This window comes from Pusillibacter faecalis (assembly GCF_018408705.1).
Lineage (GTDB): Bacteria > Bacillota > Clostridia > Oscillospirales > Oscillospiraceae > Oscillibacter > Oscillibacter faecalis.
Genome location: NZ_AP023420.1, coordinates 1385614 through 1402512 on the forward strand (window position 1 = coordinate 1385614; position 16899 = coordinate 1402512).

17 protein-coding genes are annotated in these 16899 nt (G+C 62.1%); 12 read left to right on the forward strand and 5 right to left on the reverse strand.

The genetic code is table 11. The features are described from left to right. Positions 1-153: 153 nt before the first annotated feature. The 3 genes from KJS55_RS07035 (at position 154) to KJS55_RS07045 (ending at position 3146) form a co-directional block, all read left to right on the forward strand. Complete coding sequence (locus tag KJS55_RS07035; RefSeq protein WP_213542996.1) at positions 154-1146, forward strand: DUF4340 domain-containing protein; 993 nt, start codon at positions 154-156, stop codon at positions 1144-1146. A 19-nt stretch (positions 1147-1165) separates the two neighbouring features. Continuing rightward, the gene (locus KJS55_RS07040) at positions 1166-1840 is read left to right on the forward strand and encodes a response regulator transcription factor (RefSeq protein WP_187030004.1); all 675 of its coding nucleotides are present in this window, start codon (positions 1166-1168) and stop codon (positions 1838-1840) included. 64 nt (positions 1841-1904) lie between these two features. Further along, positions 1905-3146, forward strand: coding sequence for a sensor histidine kinase (locus KJS55_RS07045; protein ID WP_187030006.1), 1242 nt, complete (start codon positions 1905-1907; stop codon positions 3144-3146). A 51-nt stretch (positions 3147-3197) separates the two neighbouring features. On the opposite strand, the gene KJS55_RS07050 is transcribed toward KJS55_RS07045, so the two are convergent. The 5 genes from KJS55_RS07050 to KJS55_RS07070 all read right to left on the reverse strand — a co-directional run bounded on the left by KJS55_RS07050 (position 3198) and on the right by KJS55_RS07070 (position 6969). Then, on the reverse strand, positions 3198-3425 hold the full coding sequence (locus tag KJS55_RS07050; protein ID WP_187030008.1) for a GlsB/YeaQ/YmgE family stress response membrane protein: 228 nt from the start codon (positions 3423-3425) through the stop codon (positions 3198-3200). A gap of 18 nt (positions 3426-3443) precedes the next feature. Further along, complete coding sequence (locus KJS55_RS07055; protein ID WP_187030010.1) at positions 3444-4067, reverse strand: TatD family nuclease-associated radical SAM protein; 624 nt, start codon at positions 4065-4067, stop codon at positions 3444-3446. Positions 4068-4074: 7 nt separating this feature from the next. Next, positions 4075-4842 carry a TatD family hydrolase gene (locus tag KJS55_RS07060; protein ID WP_213542997.1) on the reverse strand — a complete coding sequence of 256 codons (768 nt, stop codon included), beginning with the start codon at positions 4840-4842 and terminating at the stop codon, positions 4075-4077. 240 nt (positions 4843-5082) lie between these two features. After that, positions 5083-6069, reverse strand: a complete 987-nt coding sequence (locus KJS55_RS07065) for an ATP-binding protein (RefSeq protein ID WP_213542998.1) — start codon at positions 6067-6069, stop codon at positions 5083-5085. Positions 6070-6093: 24 nt separating this feature from the next. Next, complete coding sequence (locus KJS55_RS07070) at positions 6094-6969, reverse strand: DnaD domain protein (protein ID WP_228300563.1); 876 nt, start codon at positions 6967-6969, stop codon at positions 6094-6096. 77 nt (positions 6970-7046) lie between these two features. On the opposite strand from KJS55_RS07070, the gene KJS55_RS07075 reads away from it, so the two are divergent. The 9 genes from KJS55_RS07075 (at position 7047) to KJS55_RS07115 (ending at position 16732) form a co-directional block, all read left to right on the forward strand. Further along, entirely contained in the window at positions 7047-7532 is a 486-nt protein-coding gene (locus tag KJS55_RS07075; RefSeq protein WP_213543000.1) for a hypothetical protein, read from the forward strand. Between the two features lie 146 nt (positions 7533-7678). Continuing rightward, positions 7679-8011, forward strand: coding sequence for a cell division protein ZapA (locus KJS55_RS07080; protein WP_228300482.1), 333 nt, complete (start codon positions 7679-7681; stop codon positions 8009-8011). Continuing rightward, the gene (locus tag KJS55_RS07085) at positions 8008-10110 is read left to right on the forward strand and encodes a U32 family peptidase (protein ID WP_213543001.1); all 2103 of its coding nucleotides are present in this window, start codon (positions 8008-8010) and stop codon (positions 10108-10110) included. The genes KJS55_RS07080 and KJS55_RS07085 overlap by 4 nt, the downstream gene beginning before the upstream one ends. Before the next feature lie 69 nt (positions 10111-10179). After that, positions 10180-10611, forward strand: coding sequence for a dUTP diphosphatase (locus KJS55_RS07090; RefSeq protein WP_187030022.1), 432 nt, complete (start codon positions 10180-10182; stop codon positions 10609-10611). Positions 10612-10619: 8 nt separating this feature from the next. After that, complete coding sequence (locus KJS55_RS07095; RefSeq protein ID WP_213543002.1) at positions 10620-11192, forward strand: Maf family protein; 573 nt, start codon at positions 10620-10622, stop codon at positions 11190-11192. Between the two features lie 21 nt (positions 11193-11213). Beyond that, complete coding sequence (gene mreC, locus KJS55_RS07100) at positions 11214-12059, forward strand: rod shape-determining protein MreC (protein ID WP_213543003.1); 846 nt, start codon at positions 11214-11216, stop codon at positions 12057-12059. 50 nt (positions 12060-12109) lie between these two features. Beyond that, positions 12110-12625: a hypothetical protein gene (locus KJS55_RS07105; protein WP_187030028.1), complete on the forward strand. Its 516-nt coding sequence runs from the start codon at positions 12110-12112 to the stop codon at positions 12623-12625. A 15-nt stretch (positions 12626-12640) separates the two neighbouring features. Continuing rightward, positions 12641-14800, forward strand: a complete 2160-nt coding sequence (locus KJS55_RS07110; RefSeq protein ID WP_213543004.1) for a penicillin-binding transpeptidase domain-containing protein — start codon at positions 12641-12643, stop codon at positions 14798-14800. 60 nt (positions 14801-14860) lie between these two features. Continuing rightward, positions 14861-16732 (forward strand): glycoside hydrolase family 13 protein, encoded by a 1872-nt coding sequence (locus KJS55_RS07115; protein ID WP_213543005.1) that lies wholly within the window; start codon positions 14861-14863, stop codon positions 16730-16732. Positions 16733-16899 lie beyond the last annotated feature (167 nt).

The window sequence follows — 16899 nt, forward strand, 5'->3', positions numbered from 1 at the left end:
TTCAGTTTGATTTCAGCTCTTGGCCGTATGCTATGCTTTCAGAGGGGCACATTTGCAAGTGTGGCCAGATCATGCTATAATGGTTGTCAATCGCGATCCTGCCAGGGGGCAGCCCCTATCAAAAGGCAAGGACTTACAGGAGGTATTCCCTCTATGACATGGAGAGAAAGACGAATTGTTACGATCCTCGCCACCATCCTTCTGGTGCTGGTGGCCGCATTATTGATTGTTCTGGGTATTCGGTTCCGGGAGTGGCGGGCCGACCGGGAGGGGGCTGACCCTTCCGACGGGGGCGCCGCTCCGGCCTCCGGCGCCTACACCTCGTTGACCTATGACAACGGCACCGCTACCCTCTCCTTTTCCCAGGATGAGGCGGGCGCCTGGTATTGGACTGCCGACGAGTCGTTTCCCTTGGAGGACGCGGTCATCCTGGAAATTTTGGACCTGCTCTCCTCCTGGAAGCCCCAGCAGACCCTGACGGACGAAGCCGCCCTGGAAAACAGCGGTCTGGACGAGCCGTCCGCCTCCCTTACCGCCTCCACAGCGGACGGGACCTCTACCACCGTGCTCTTTGGCAAAACCACCACGGACGGCACCAGCTATTATGTGCGGCTCAACGGGGATGAATCCACCGTCTACATCATTGCCGACACCCTGTATCAGCTGATGTCCACCTCCATTTACGACATGTGCCGCCTGCCGGAGCTTCCCGCGCTGACCGAGACACAGATTCGCTCCGTCACCATAGAGGGCGCCGGGGAGAACCCGATCAGCGTGGTGCTCACCGCCCAGCAGACCGACGATACGGTGACATGGCGCTCCGGCGGAGCTAACGTCACGGACGATCCCACCGTCCGCTCGCTGCTGGAGGACCTGACGGCCCTCTCCTTTTCCAGATGCGTGGACTACAACCCCTCGGACGAGGCCGTGACGATCTGCGGCCTGGACCAGCCGGAGGCTGCGGTGCGTTTGAACTATCTCACGGACTCCGGCACAGAGGCGGAGCTGGTCCTCTCCGTGGGGGACCGGCTGCCGGACCGAAGCGGGCGGTATGCCCAGCTGGAAGACGACACCACCATCTATCTCTTGGAGACGGCCCTGCTGGACCCGCTGATGCGGGTTGCGGCCAGCGGTCTGGAGGGCTGAACGTCCAAGCGGAGGTTTTATGCGGATTTTGATTGTTGAGGACGAGGTGCGTCTTGCCTCGTCGCTTCAGGACCTTCTGGAACTGGGCGGTTACAGCGCCGATATCTCTCACGACGGAGAGTCGGGACTGGACAACGCCCTGACCGGCATTTACGACGTGGTGCTGCTGGACGTGATGCTGCCAAAGCTGGATGGTTTCACGGTCCTGCGGCGGATGCGTGCGGCGGGAAACGCCACGCCGGTGCTGATGCTCACCGCCCGCTCCGAGGTGGCCGACAAGGTGGAGGGGCTGGACTGCGGCGCGGACTACTATCTCACCAAGCCCTTTGAGCCCCAGGAGCTGTTGGCCTGCATTCGCGCCCTGACCCGTCGCCAGCCGGAGTTACGGGGGGCGGATCTTTTGGAGTACGGCGATCTGAAATTGGATAAAAGCGCATTTTCCCTCTCCTGCGGAGAGCGGTCCGTCCGCCTGAGCCGCAAGGAATATGACATGATGGAGCTGCTGATGCGCAACCGGGACCTGATTCTCACCAAGGAGACGTTGCTGCTGAAAATCTGGGGATATGAGTCGGATGCGGAGGACAACAATGTGGAGGTCTATATCTCTTTTCTCCGGAAAAAGCTGGAACATCTGCACTCCGGGGTGAAAATCAAAACCATCCGGATGGTGGGGTACTGTCTGGCCGTGCCCTGATTCCACGGCTTTTCCCTGTTTTCCACAATTTCCACAGCTTTTTCGACAAGGAGGACCACTTGTCATGATTCGAAAACTCCGGTTGAAATTTGTGCTTATCTGCATGTCCCTAGTCACCGCCATCCTGGCGGTGGTCTTTTCCTCCGTGTTCTTCGCCATCCGCCAGAATGTGCGGGACCTGAGCCGGCAATTGCTCTACCAGGTGGCTCAGAATGAGAGTTCTCTCGGGACCGGCGGGCTTCCCAGCGCTCAGATCACCATTGGGGATCATCACGTGGTCCTGCTCCCCTATTTTACCGTCAATGTCTATCCCAACACCAGCGGCTATCTGGCGGACGTCACCGGTGGAACCTATGCCAACCTGGACGACAGCGAAACTCTGACCGCCATTTTGCAGGACTGTCTGCACCAGCCTCAGAACGAAGGCGTGATTCAGGATTATCATCTGCGCTATCTGCGGCAGGATCGGGGTTTTTACACCCGTCTGGCCTTTGTGGACATGTCCATGGAACAGGCCATCCTGCGGGAGATGATGGGCAGCTATCTGATCATCGCCGCAGGCGCACTGGCCCTGCTGTTGGGCGTTTCCATCCTCCTCTCCTGGTGGGCCACGCGGCCGGTGGAGAAGGCCTGGCGCCAGCAGCGCCAATTTCTCTCCGACGCCTCTCATGAGCTGAAAACTCCCCTGACGGTCATCCTCTCCAACGCGGAGCTGCTGGAGGGCACCGCGCTGGAGCCCCGGCCCGCCCGCTGGGCGGACAACATTCACTCCGAGGCCCGGCAGATGAAGGCCCTGGTGGAGGAAATGCTGACCCTGGCCAGAGCGGACAACATGGGTCCCACGGCGGTTTTGACGGAGGTCTCCCTCTCCGATGTGGCGGCAGACTGTGCCCTGGCCTTTGAGCCGGTAGCCTTTGAGTCCGGGAAATCCCTGGACTATCAGCTCACTGAGGACGTGCTGGTGCTGGGCGACCGGGATAAGCTGCGCCAGCTGGCCTCCATCCTGCTGGACAACGCCATCAAATATGGGCGGGACGGAACGTCCGTCCGCATGGCCCTGCGAAAGACGGACCGTCAGGCGGTGCTGACGGTGGCCAATGAGGGCGATCCCATCCCGGCAGAGCAGCTCTCCCATCTGTTTGAGCGCTTCTACCGGGCGGATGCGTCCCGGGGGGAGAAGTCGGGCTTCGGTCTGGGCCTTGCTATCGCCAAAACCATCATGGATGCGCACAAGGGTGCCATCCGAGCGGAGAGCTCCGCCCGGGAGACCCGCTTCATCTGCACCTTTCCTCTGAAAAAAGGCTGAGCGCCGGGAGCATGTTGCTCCCGGCGCTGTCGTTTTGGCGCTTTTCTTCGGTCAAAAGAGCTTTCTTCCCAGCCAGATGAAGAGGCATGCGCCCACCACGCCCACAATCAATTCCGCCACCAGGCCGTAGGCATGGAATCCAATCAGGGAAAATACCACGCTGCCCACAAAAGACCCCACCACGCCGATGACAATGTTGCGCAGAAGGCCGCCCTCCACATTCATGAGCTTGCCGGCAATCCACCCCACCAGGGCGCCTAAAATCAATGCACCGATCATTCGTATCCCACCTTATCTTTAATCTGCGATATACTCCCGCACCCGGTATGTGGCGCCGATTTCATCCTCGCAGATTTTCCTGCAGTTTTCAATCTCCTCCGCCGGAATCGTGTCCACCACCGTCATCATCACGGTGGGGACGTACTTTCCCACCTCCCGCGCAAAGTCCTTCATGGCCTGATAGGCTCCCGGCTGGGCCGGGTGGCACAGGGCTTCGTATTTTTCCGCCGTGTCGGTATTCAGGGAGATGGAGACCATGTCGAACCGGCCGGCAAAGTCCGGCGCGATATCCCGGCCGTTGATGAGGGAGCCGGTGCCGTTGGTGTCCATGCGGGTGAAGATCTTCTCCCCCCTGGCCTTCATCTGGTCGATCACCCAGCAGATGTCATCTATCCGGTAGGTGGGCTCGCCAAAGCCCACAAACACCAGCTGCTTGTACTTGGAGAGGTCCCAGCTCTCGATGGAGGCCAGGAGTTCCTCCTTGCTTGGCTCCCGCTTGAGCCACAAATTGTGGGTATAGATGCTGCCGCCGGAGCTCTGGTTGTGCCGCAGGCAGAACTCGCAGTTGAAGTTGCAGCGGTTTGTGGGGTTCACATACAGGTTGTCCCCATATTCATAAGTGATCGTAAAGCCTTTTTCCATCTCAAAATCACTCCAATCCAAAGAGCCGTTTTCCGTTGGCGAAGGTAATCTCCGTCAGCTCCTCCGGCGTCACGCCCTTCCACCGGGCCATCTTCTCAATCACATAGGGCAGGTACCGGCTGTCATTCCGCTTGCCCCGGAAGGGCTCCGGCGTGAGGTACGGCGCGTCTGTCTCCACCACGATTCGCTCCAAGGGGATGACCTCCGCCACCTCCGGCGCCCGCCGGGCGTTCTTGTAGGTGATGGGGCCGTCAATCCCCAGATACCAGCCCCGCTTGATAAGCGCTTCCGCCATTTCGGGACTGCCGGAGAAGCAGTGAAAGACCCCCCGCAGCGCCGGGTACTCCAGCACAAGGGCGAGACTGTCGCCGTGAGCCTCCCGGTCGTGGACGATAATGGGCAGATCCAGCGCCAGCGCCAGCTCAATCTGGCGGCGGAACACCATCTGCTGAAACTCCCGCGGGGGATTGTCCTGCCAGTAGTAGTCCAGGCCGATCTCCCCGATGGCCACCACTTTTTCATGGCGGCAGAGGGCCTTCAATTCCTCAAACTCCGTCTCGCCGCAGCCGCCGCAATCAGAGGGGTGAATGCCCACAGCGGCATAGACGTGGGGGAACCGCTCCGCCAGAGCCACGGCCTGCCGGGAGCTCTCCAAATCGCAGCCGGGGTTCACCACCAAAGTCACCCCCGCCGCCGGCAGGGCCGCCAGCACCGCGTCCCGGTCGGCGTTGAACGCGCCGGAATCATAGTGGGCATGGGTATCAAATATGGGCATCTTGTCACCGCTTTCCGCAAAGTCTGCCTGCCGCCGCGGGCGCAGGTTTCAACGCCATGTAGTATAACACACTTTCTCCAAAAGAAAAACCCCCTGTTTTCCAGCAAAAAAACCGGCCCGAAAGCCGGCTTGCAGGCCTGGAAGCCCCAAAAACGTTTTGACGGGCCGTTTTCCACGCTCCCTCCCGCAGAGGCCACGCACGCTCACCCGGCCCGCGCACCCAGAAAAGGCCCTTTCGCCTCAGCAGCGGTTTTTCTTGAGCTTGCGCACGTCCTCCCCCACAAAGGGCAGCAGCTGGTACTCCCCCTCAATCCGGGAGGCCGTCTGGGGGGAATACCGGCGGGCGATGTCATCCGGCATCAGGTTTGTGCTGAGGATCGTGGAGCGCCGCTCCAAAAGCCGGGTATTCACGATCTGGTACAGGGCGCTCTGGACAAAGGCGGTGGTGAGCTCCGTGCCCAGGTCGTCCAGAATCAGCAGGTCGCATTTCAGCACCCGCTCCACGTCTGCTGCATCCTCCTCCCGGCCGAACTTCTGGTCCTCAAAGAGGGAGAAGACATGCCCCGCCGTATCGTACACCACGGACCACCCGGCGGCGCTGACCTCCCGGGCGATGGCAGCGGAGAGGTGGGTCTTTCCAAGCCCTGGGTTTCCAAACAAAAGCAGGTTTCCGGGGCGGCGGCCGAACTGGTGGGCAAACTCCGCGCAGCTGTTGTAGACCATCTCCATATGGCTTCTCGCGGACTTGCTGTTTCCCGGCTCCACCCGGTCGGAGTACCAGTCCAGGGAGAAGGTGTCAAAGCTCTGGCTCCCCAGGTCCAGCATCCGGCTGAGCTCCTTTTGCTGCTCCTGGGTGTAGTACCGCTCCAGACAGCGGCAGACCCGGCCCTGGCGGTATCCGGTGTCGCCGCAGAGGGCGCAGAGGGGCGTCTCCTCCAGGGCGTCCTCCGGCAGGCCCAGCTCCCGCAGCAGCGTCCGCCGCTCCGATTGCAGGCTCATATTCTCGTCCCGCAGCCGCTCCACCGCCGGAAGAGGGTCCGTGCCCCGCCGCAGCGCGCCGACGATGATGCGGCTCATGGTGGAGCGAAGCTGGCTCTCAATCTCCCGCAACCGGGGCTGGCGGAGGAAGATCTCCTCCCGCCGGGCCTGGAACCGGGCTTCCCGGGCCTGCCGGTCTTCCTCAAACCGCCGCAGGGCCCGCCGCATGATCTTTCCGTCGTAGGCCATCGCGTACCTCCTTCCTCCCAGGGCTTACACGTATTTCCACGCGCTCTCCCGGGGCTTGTCCTCCCGCCCGGGGGCGGGCCGGTCGCCGGATTGAATCTCCTCCGGCGTATGTAGGCCGGCCTCGTGCCAGCGCTTCAAAATCCCGTTGCAGTAGGGCCACTTCAGCTCGTGGCACTTGAGAATCGTTTTGTCCGCCGCCAGAGCCACCGCCTCCGGCGCAAAGCCCATCTCCTGCCAGGCGGTGAGGTACTTCTCCTCTGAAGGGCTGGGAGCCCGCTCCCCCAGGCCCAGAGCCCGCATGTAGAGGGGAATCGTCTCCTGCCGCTGGGCGTACTGCTTCAGATAGGCCGCCGCCGCCCGCTGGCTGTCGATGCCCTTGCGGGCCCAGGCGTAGCCCTCCTTCTCGATCTGCCGCATAGCAGGGCGGCGTCCCGGGCCGTAACGCCGCTGAATCCGCTCGGCGCAGTGGCATACCAGAAGATAGATAACGTCTCCCGGAAGGCCCAGGTAATCCTGTAATCCCAGGAGAATCCCAATGTCCGGAACCGTCAGCTTTTTGCCAAGCTTCCGCTCCACCTCCGCCACCAGCGAGCGGAACTCCCCGCCGCTCTCCAACCGCTCCAAAATATCAGAGCGCTGGTAGGCGGGGCTCTCCTCCGCCGGAGCGGGGGGCTGCTCTGCCGGGGCGATCAATCCCATCTGCCGAAGCGCCTCCTCTGCGGCCTCGATCCGGGGCCGTTCCCAGCGCAGCTCCCCCGCCAGGGCCCGGGGCTGTATGGTTCCGTGGTGGCGCAGAAGGGCCAGATATAAAAGCGCCGCATCCCCGTCGCCCTTTTCCAACAGGCGCCGAAGCGCCTGGGCGGATACCGTAACGCCCTCCTCCGGCGAATACACCAGCACGCTTCCCAATTCCGGCCCCTCCTCTCTTGTTGACTGCTCCCTATTTTACACGAATTCTCTCCCCAGGACAAGCCCCTGTGGAAAACTTGATGGCGGAGCTTCTTCCTGTTACGATGGGGAAAACAAAGGGGCTGAAGGCGGTTTTTATGAAGAAGCGGTACCGATTTTTTGGCTCTGCCGCGGCAATTTTGCTGCTTTGGAATCTCTGCTTGGGGCCGTTCCCCCCGGGCGGCTCCGCCCCCTATCATTGGGAGCGGGACTTGGAGGCCATCCACGGCGTCTCCTATTCCGGACGGGTGGTCTCCGTTCTGGACGAGGGCGGTCAGCGGGTGCCGGAGGACCTGTCCTGCTCCGTCGAGCGGGCCCATCCCTTCACGCTGCGGCAAGGGATCGCGGCGGCGCTCACCCGCTCCCTGGCGGATGAGACCGGAGCCGTCCTGAAAACCGGCCGGCAGGTGTGGACTTACGCCGGCTACAGCGACTGCGATTATCACAGCACCCGTCCGGCGTGGCTGGCGGCGGAGGGCGTCCGCCTATCTTGGGAGCGCTTCGCTCTGCCCTGAGCCTGCCCTGGCGGGCCGTCCCGCAGCGGAGTTTTGAATTTATTTTGAAATCTTCTGAAAATTTCTGGAACTGTGTATGTCCCTATGGTATACTGGATGCTGTGAAACTGCGCCCTGTTTTGGGATGAGAGAATGAGGAGGAATGTATGATGGCAAACCGCGTGGTGGTCCCCATCTGCGGAGAGGACTATACCTTTGTTGCGGAGGAATCCGCCGCCTATATGCAGAAGGTGGGCGCCTATGTCAGCGACAAAATGGCGGAGATTCTGGACAGCTCCAAGGTGGGCCGCACGGACGCCGCCGTCCTCACCGCCGCCAATATTGCGGACGAGCTCTTCAAGGCCCAGGCCGCCGCGGAGCAGCTCCGCAGCCAGATTAAGGGGTATCTGGACGAGGCCGGCAAGGCTCAAAGCGAGGTCAGCGAGCTCAAGCGGGAGGTCTTCCGCCTGCAGCAAAAGCTGGAGAACAAGAGCAAGTGACGCGGGAGCTCCTCTCCCCGGCCGGCTCGCCGGAGGCCCTGCGGGCCGCCGTCCAGAACGGCGCTGGGGCGGTATACTTAGGCTGGGGAGACTTCAACGCCCGGCGAAACGCCAGGAACTTTTCGGATGAGGAATTCGCTGACGCCCTGTCCTACTGCCACCTGCGGGGCGTGCGGGTCTTTCTGACCCTCAACACCCTTTTGACGGACCGGGAGCTGCCCCGCGCCCTGGAAACCGCCCGGAAAGCCTGCCGCCTGGGCGTGGATGCGGTCCTGGTTCAGGACTGGGGCCTTTTGGACCTGCTGCGGCAGGCTCTGCCGGATCTCCCTCTCCACGCCAGCACCCAGATGAGCATCTTTACCTCCGGCGGCGCCAATGAGGTCGCCTCCGACGGCTGTGAGCGGGTGGTGCTGGCCCGGGAGTGCTCCCGGGAGGACACGGAGGCCATCTGCGCCGCCTGCCCGGCGGAGATTGAAATTTTTGCACATGGAGCCCTGTGCATGTGCTACTCCGGCCAGTGTGCCATGAGCGCGGTGGTGGGCGGCCGCTCCGGGAACCGGGGCACCTGCGCCCAGCCCTGCCGCCTGCCCTACGGTGTGGACGAGCCCGCCGCAAACCGCTATCCCCTGAGCCTGAAGGACAACTCTCTGGCCCAGGACCTGTCCGGCATCCGGGACGTGGCCTGCCTGAAGCTGGAGGGCCGGATGAAGCGCCCGGAGTACGTGGCTGTAGTCACGGGCATCTATGCCCGGCTTCTGGAGGAAAGCCGCGGCCCCACCCCTGCCGAGGAGCGGGAGCTGGAGCTGGCCTTCTCCCGCTCCGGCTTTACCGACGCCTACTGGCGGGGCCGCCGGGGTGTGGAGATGTTCGGCACCCGGCCGGAGAACGCTCCGGAGCCCAGGGAGCTCTTTGAGCGGGCCAAGGCCACCTATGAAAAGGACAGCCGGCGCACCGTTCCGGTGCGCTTTGCCTGTACGATTCAGCCCCACGCCCCCTGCGTCCTGACCGTGGACGACGGGACTCGCGCCGTCACGGTCACAGGCCCTGCTCCGGAAGCCGCCCGGACCCGGGCCCTCACCGCCGAAGAGGTGGCCGAGCGCCTTGGAAAGACTGGCGGCACCGCCTTTCACTGCGCAGGGGCAGCGGTGGAGGTGGGCGAGGGCTTGTCCCTGCCTGCCAGCGCCATCAACGCCTTGCGGAGAGAGGCGCTTGCGTCCCTCGCGGAGGCGCGGTGCGCGCCTCCCCTCCGGCGGGAGGCGGAGGTTCCCCCGCTGCGGAAGGCGGAATGTGCCCAAGAGCGGCCGGCCCTCACCGTCTCCCTCACCCATGCCGCCCAGCTGACCCCAGCCCTGTTGGAGGAAGCTCCGGCCCGCATCTATCTGCCCCTGGAGCTGCTGGCGGACCTGCCGCACCTGCCGGAGGCAGATACCCAGTGGTGCGCGATCCTGCCCAGGGTCTGGCGGGACCGGGACGAGGCGGACCTGCGCCGCCGCCTGGAAAAGGCCCGGGAGCTGGGCATTGACGGCGTGCTGGTGGGGAACATCGGCCACCTCCCGCTGACGCGGGGCCTGGGGCTTTCCCTCTACGGAGATTTCGGGCTGAACGTCTACAACAGCCGCTCCTTGGACTATCTGCGCCGTAAGGGGCTTGCCTCGGCCTGCCTCTCCTTTGAGCTGCGCTTTTCCCAGATCCGGGACCTAAAAAAGCTGCTGCCGACGGAGGCGCTGGTTTATGGCCGCCTGCCCCTGATGATTACGGAGAACTGCCTGGTGCAGAATCAAGAGGGCTGCGGCCTCTCCGCTGCCGGACCCCTGGTGCCTGCCGGCGCCCCCTGCCGGGAGAGCCATGCGCTCCTTGACCGTACCGGCGCCGCCTTTCCCCTGCTGCCTGCCTTCGGCCACCGGACGGAGGTGCAAAACAGCCGTCCCCTATGGCTGGCGGACCGGGAGACCTGGAAGCGGCTTGGTCTCGCCTTTGCCCGGCTCCGCTTCACGACGGAGCGCCCGGAGGCGTGCGTGGAGATTCTCCGGGCCTATCGAACGGGAGGAGCCCCGCCGGAGATTTTTACCCGAGGGCTCTATGAGCGGGGCGTGGAGTGATGTTCCTGCGGCCCTGTTTGTATTATTTTTTGGAAGGAATTGAAAACATCCTGTTTTCTGGAGATTGACATGGTTGAAATTAAGGTAAAATATTGGTTGGACGATCTGGAACCCCTGTGCTATGTGGACGGGAAATCTGATTGGATTGACCTCCGGGCAGCTCAGGATGTCCAGCTGAAGGCCGGCGAGTTCCGGCTGATTCCCCTGGGGGTGTCCATTGCCCTGCCGGAGGGCTACGAGGCCCATATCGCCCCCCGGAGCTCCACCTTCAAAAACTACGGCATTTTACAGACCAACTCCATGGGCGTGGTGGACTGTTCTTACTGCGGAGACGGGGACCAGTGGCAGATGCCCGTCTATGCCACCCGGGACGTGGTCATTGAGAAAAACGCCCGCATCTGCCAATTCCGCATCATGGAAAACCAGCCCCGGCTGACCTTCACCCGGGTGGAACGCCTGGACGGCCCTGACCGGGGCGGCTTCGGCTCCACCGGAAAGTGAGGCCCGCCGTGGCAAAGATTGTGCTGGCTTCCGGCTCCCCCCGGCGGAGAGAGCTGCTGAAGCGCATCGGCATCACCGATTTTGAAATCCGGGTCTCTCAGGCGGAGGAGTCCTATCCGCCGGGGCTCTGCCCCGCCGGGATTGTGGAGTCCCTCTCCCGCAAAAAGGCGGAGGCCGTCCCCTGCGGCACCGGCGAGCTGATCATCGCCGCCGATACCATGGTGTTTCTAGACGATCAGCGCCTGGGAAAGCCTGTGGACGAGGCGGACGCCCTGCGGATGCTCACCGCCCTGCAGGGACGCCGCCACACGGTCCGCACCGGCGTGACGCTGCGCCAGGGAGACAAGTCTCTCACCCAGAGCGAGGCGACGGACGTCTGCTTCCGCTCCGCCTCGGAATCGGAGCTGCTCGCTTACATCGCCACCGGCGAGCCGATGGACAAGGCCGGAGCCTACGGCGTGCAGGGAAAGGGCGCGCTGCTGGTGGAGCGGCTGGAGGGCGACTTTTTCAACGTCATGGGACTGCCGGTGCTCCGGCTGTCTCGAATGCTGGAATATTTTGGGATTTCTCTGCTGTCCTGATTCCTTCAAGGAGGCTCTGTCTTGAAGAATTTTTTGAAAAACAATGGGCTTTGGGTGCTTTTCGCCGCAGCGGTGATCGCTGTGGCGCTGGCCCTGATGTCCGTGTTCAGCAACACCTCCTCTCCCCTGACAAATCTGGCCAATACCATTGCCTCCCCCTTTCGCTCGGCGTATACGGCAGTGGCGGAGTGGTTTAACGACAAGCAAAAATACTATCAGGACTACACCGGCCTGGAGGAGGAAAACGCCCGCCTGCGTCAGCAGATTGCGTCGATGGAGGCGGAAATCCGTCAGGCCCGGGACGACAGCGCCGAAAACGAACGGCTGAAGGAGCTTCTCGGTCTTCAGGAGGAGCGGTCGGATCTGACGGAGGACATTGTTCTGGCCACGATTACGGAGCACGCCGTCACCAACTGGGCCGCTACGCTGACCATCAGCCGCGGCACCAATGACGGCCTGGAAGTGGGAGACTGTGTGATCGACGAGACCGGCGCGCTGGTGGGCACCATCAGCGCGGTGGGCACCAACTGGGCCACGATTCTGACGCTGGTGGACACAGACACCTCTCTGGGCGCTCAGGTGTTCCGCACCGGAGACCTGGGGGTGGCCCAGGGCGATTTCTCCTTGATGGGGGAAAACCGGCTGCGGCTGGACTATTTGCCCGCCGACTGCGACCTGCTGGGCGGTGATTTGGTTGTCACCAGCGGACTTGGGGGCTTTTTCCCCGCGGGGCTGGTGATCGGTTCTGTGGAGGAGCTTCAAATGGACGACTCCGGCGCCTCCTCCTATGCAATTTTGGCCCCGGCCGTGGACTTTTCCTCCTTGCAGCAGGTGGTGGTCATCCGTTCCTTTGACGCCTCCAACTGACTTTGCTTTTGCCGGAGGTTTCACGTGAAACATGGTAAAGGAGGTCCGCCATGCTGGCCCGCAATGAAATTATGATCAAGTGGTCTTTATACGCGGCCGCCGCCGCGCTGTGCCTGCTGGCACAGGGGGCCATCTTTCAGCGTATCACCCTTTGGGGGGTGATTCCCTTTCTCTATCCTCTGCTGGCGGTCATTCCCGCCACATATGAGTCTCCGGTGGCCGGCACCGTCTTCGCCCTGTGCGTCGGCGTGGTGTGTGACCTGCTTCTGCCGGGCTCCCCTCCCTGCCTCTATACGCTGATGTTCCCCCTGGCGGGCCTGTGCGCGTCTCTCCTGTCCCAGAGCGTTCTGCCCGCGGGGTACCTCTGCTCGCTGGTGGGAACCGCCGCCGCCTTTATCCTGACGGATGGGTTCCGCTGCTTTTTGCTGTGGATGGAGGGGCGGAGCGCTTGGCAGTCCGGCGCCTATTTGATGCTGCGGGAATTCTGCGTCACCGCTCCTCTGGTATTCCCGGCCACCGCGCTCTTTCGGGCCGTGGCCCGGAAGGTCCACCGCCTGTACGACTGATTAAAAGGAGTTTCCATGAGAGAAAACCGTTCCCGTCGCCTGCTGGCTCTGGCCGGAATCTTGGGCGCTGTTCTTCTGGTATATCTGGGCGTTTTGTACAATATCCAGGTCAACGAACACGAGGAGTATCTGGCAAAGTCCATCCACTCCATTGCCCAGGAGGAGACCATTGAGGCCTCCCGCGGCGTCATTACCGATCGCAAGGGCCGGGTTTTAGTCTCCAACCGCTCCGTCTACAATTTGAGTTTTGACTCCAGCCTTTTGAAAACGGGGCAAGACCAGAACGAGGCAATTCTTCGACTTCTGGAGCTGTGCCAGGACCAGGGAAGAACCTGGTCGGATTCCCTGCCCATTTCCCGCCAAGCCCCCTACTCCTATACCCTGGACACCCTCTCGGATTCCAAAAAGCTGCAGTTTTTAAACTACCTGCGGTCTGTGGACGCCTGCAACGACGCTTTAGTTTCCTATATGCTCAAGCATCCGGAGCTGGCGGATGTCCCGGAGGCCGGGGAGGAAGAGGACATCTCCCCCACTCCCCAGGAGCAGGGTGAGGCCTTGCTGGATCAGCTCCCCGGGTCCGCCGTCACCTCTCAGATGCTGCTGGACGCGGGGCTCTCGTCCTACTATGTCTTCTCCCAGCTGCGGGAGGAGCTGAACCTTCCCTCTGGCTTTACCATGGAACAGGCCAGGATGGTGCTGGGTATCCGCTATGAGCTGTCCCTGCGCCGCGCCAGCGGATACACGGACTATACTCTGGTGGAGGACGTGGACACTGCCTTTATCTCCATGGTGACGGATGGAAACTATGCCGGGGCCGAGATCTCTCAGTCCACGGTCCGGGAGTATGAGACGACCGCTGCCGCTCATATCCTGGGTCTGGTAGGGCCGTTGTATCCTGAGGACTTGGAAAACCCCTTTTATGACGACTATCCTCAAAATGCCACTGTGGGCAAGAGCGGCGTGGAGGCCGCCTTTGAGGAATATCTGCGGGGCAAGAACGGCCGCCGGGTGATCTCCACCAACAGTGAGGGAAAGATTACCGGCCAGTACTATGCAACGGAGCCTGAGCCCGGCAGTACCGTGGAGCTGACCATTGACCTGGAGCTGCAGCAGACAGTGGAGGCAATCCTGGCGGAGGCTGTAACAGCGATGAACAAGGACGGCCTGACAGACCGCGGCGCCGCCGCGGTGGTGGAGCTGGTGGACAGCGGAGAGCTCTTGGCGCTTGCCAACTACCCCACCTATGATCTCTCCACCTACCGCCAGGACTATACAGAGCTCTCGGAAGACCCTGCCCACCCCCTCTATAACCGCGCCACCTCCACCCCCTACGCTCCCGGCTCCACCATCAAGCCTCTGACGGCGGTGGCGGCCCTGGAGGAGGGAATCGTGTCCCCCACAGATAAGATTTATTCTCCCTACACCTGGCGTTATCCAGGAGACCCCAACAGCTACAGCAACTGCGCCGGCGGCAGCCACGGCTGGATCAACGTCTCTCAGGCCATCACCAAATCCTGCAACTATTTCTTTTCGGAGATGGGCTACCAGCTGGGGATGGACAATCTGCGGGAATACCTCTCCGCCTTTGGCCTGGGCGCCCACACCGGCATTGAGACCGGCGACAACACCGGCACGCTGCCGGAAAACCGCCCCGGTGAGGACCAGGCTCCCTGGGCTGGCTACGGCCAGGCCAACCAGGCGTATACCCCTCTTCAATTAGCCAACTATATCTGCACGCTGGTCTCCGGAGGCGTCCGCCGGGAGCCCCATCTGCTGAAAGCCGTCAAGAGCTATGATAATTCCCAGGTGCTTGCCGTGGGCAATACCGAGCCTGTCCAGACCCTGGAGCTTCATGACGCCACTCTGGAGGCTGTGAAAAAAGGCATGTATGGCTATACCCAGCCCGGCGGCTCTGTCGCCGCCTATTTCCAAAACTGTGTGGTGACAGCCGGCGCCAAGACCGGCACCTCCCAGCTGGGCGGCGACCAGAAGGATAACGGCGTGTTCGTCTGCTTTGCCCCATACGATGACCCGGAGATTGTGGTGTCCATTGTTATTGAGCACGCCGGCTCAGGCGCTGCGCTGGCCCCTTCCGCAGTCAAAATTCTCAACGCCTATTTTTCTGCGGACAACGTCTCCGGCTCTATCACTGGGGAGAACCAGCTTCTGCCCTGATTTCCCTGCCTTTGTTTCACGTGAAACCGTTTCCTGATTTCTCATAAAGGAGTTGCTCCCATGCGCGAGCCTTTTGTGTTTGATCCCCGCCATCCGCTCTGTAAAACCCCGTTCGGCGCCGCAGTCTGCGGCTCCCAAATCGCCCTCCGCTGCCGTCCCCTGGCGGCGGAGGGTTTTACGCACTGTGCCTTGATTCTCCAGCAGGAGTTTTCCGGCCTCCGGCAGGAGCTGAAGGCTTCCTTTTCCGGCATTGAGGGAGACCGGGCCTGCTTTGCCCTGGACTTTTCCGCCCCAGCGGAGCCGGAGCTGGTGTGGTACGCCTTCCGCCTCTGGCGGGACGATGGCTCCGGCTGTATGCTGGACAAGACCGGCTACCGCAGCGACGGCGGGTGGGACCCCTGGCAGCTGACCGTTTACCAGAAGAGCTTTTCCCCAACGTGGTTTGGCCAGGGCATCACCTATCAGATCTTCCCGGATCGCTTTTGCCGGCTGGAGGTTCCCTCTCCGGAGGGACTTGTGGGTGAGCGCTGGGTCCATCAGGACTGGGCAGAGGCTCCCGCCTGGCGGCCGGAAGCGGACGGAGAGGTGCGGAACCGGGACTTTTTCGGCGGCTCCCTACAGGGAATTGTCTCCAAGCTCCCCTATTTGAAAGAACTGGGCGTGACCACGCTGTACCTCTGCCCGATCTTTGAATCCGCCTCCAACCACCGTTATAACACGGCGGACTATACCCGGATTGACCCCATGCTGGGGGATGAAGAAGATTTCAAACTTCTTTGCCGGGAGGCGGGTCGGCTGGATATGCGCGTGCTGCTGGACGGAGTGTTCAACCACACCGGCTCTCAGAGCCGCTACTTCAACGCCGATGGATTTTACTCCACGCTGGGCGCCGCCCAAAGCACGGAGAGTCCCTATTATGACTGGTACTCCTTCCACCCCTGGCCGGAGGACTATGACGCCTGGTGGGGAATCAAGACCCTGCCCGCTGTCCGGGAGGAGGCCGAAAGTTATCTGGACTATATCATCGACGGACCTGATTCCGTGGTCCGCAGATGGCTGCGCGCAGGCGCCTCTGGCTGGCGCCTGGACGTGGCTGACGAGCTACCGGACTGGTTTATCCGCAAAATCCGCGCCGCAGCAGAGGAAACGAAGCCCGACGCGGTGCTGCTGGGCGAGGTATGGGAGGACGCCAGCAATAAAATCGCCTATTCAAAGCGGCGGAAATACCTGCTGGGCGACGAGCTTCACGGAGTCATGAACTATCCCTTCCGCACCGCTCTGCTGGCCTATCTACAGGGCGGTGACGCCGACGGCTTTCGGGAAGCCATGGAAACCCTGCGGGAAAACTACCCGCCCGCAGCCTTTTCTTCCCTCATGAATTTTCTGGGTACCCACGACACACCCCGCATTTTGACGGTGCTGGGGGCGGATCGGATTCCGGAGAGCAAGGAGGAGCGGGCCATATACCGCCTCTCCCCCGCCCAGCGCCAGCGGGGGCTGGAGCTGGTAAGACTGGCGGCGCTGGTCCTCTTTACCTTCCCCGGCTCTCCCACCGTCTATTATGGCGATGAAATTGGCCTGGAGGGCTGGGAGGACCCCTTTAACCGGGGCACCTACTCCTGGGAGAGCGGCGACCGGGAGCTGCTGGCTTATTTTCAACGCCTGGGAGCCTTGCACCGCAGCTGTCCCCCCCTGCGGGAGGGCTCCATCCAATGGCTCTACACCTCCGGCCCCCTGCTGATCTTTGCCCGGGAGCTGGAGAAAAGTCGCCTGATCACCGTTTTAAACGCCTCTGATCAGGAGAGAGAGCTTCCTCTGTCCGAACCCAAAGTCCGGAATCTGCTCACCGGCGCCGTCCTTTCCCCGGAGGACGGCCGGCTCCGCCTGCCGCCCCGGACGGGTCTGCTGCTGACGGAGGATTGCCCCGGTTAAAAGGCGATGGCTGCCCAAGCATAGCGCGCCTCCCGTGGCATCTGTTCCGGGGAAGGGCTGTCCCCTCATTTTTTAAGGTCAGTGAGCATTTCCTGAAATCTCTCATCACGGTCCGCAGGCAAAGGTTTTTTTGTGGTTTCACGTGAAACATCCCCCAAATTCTCTTT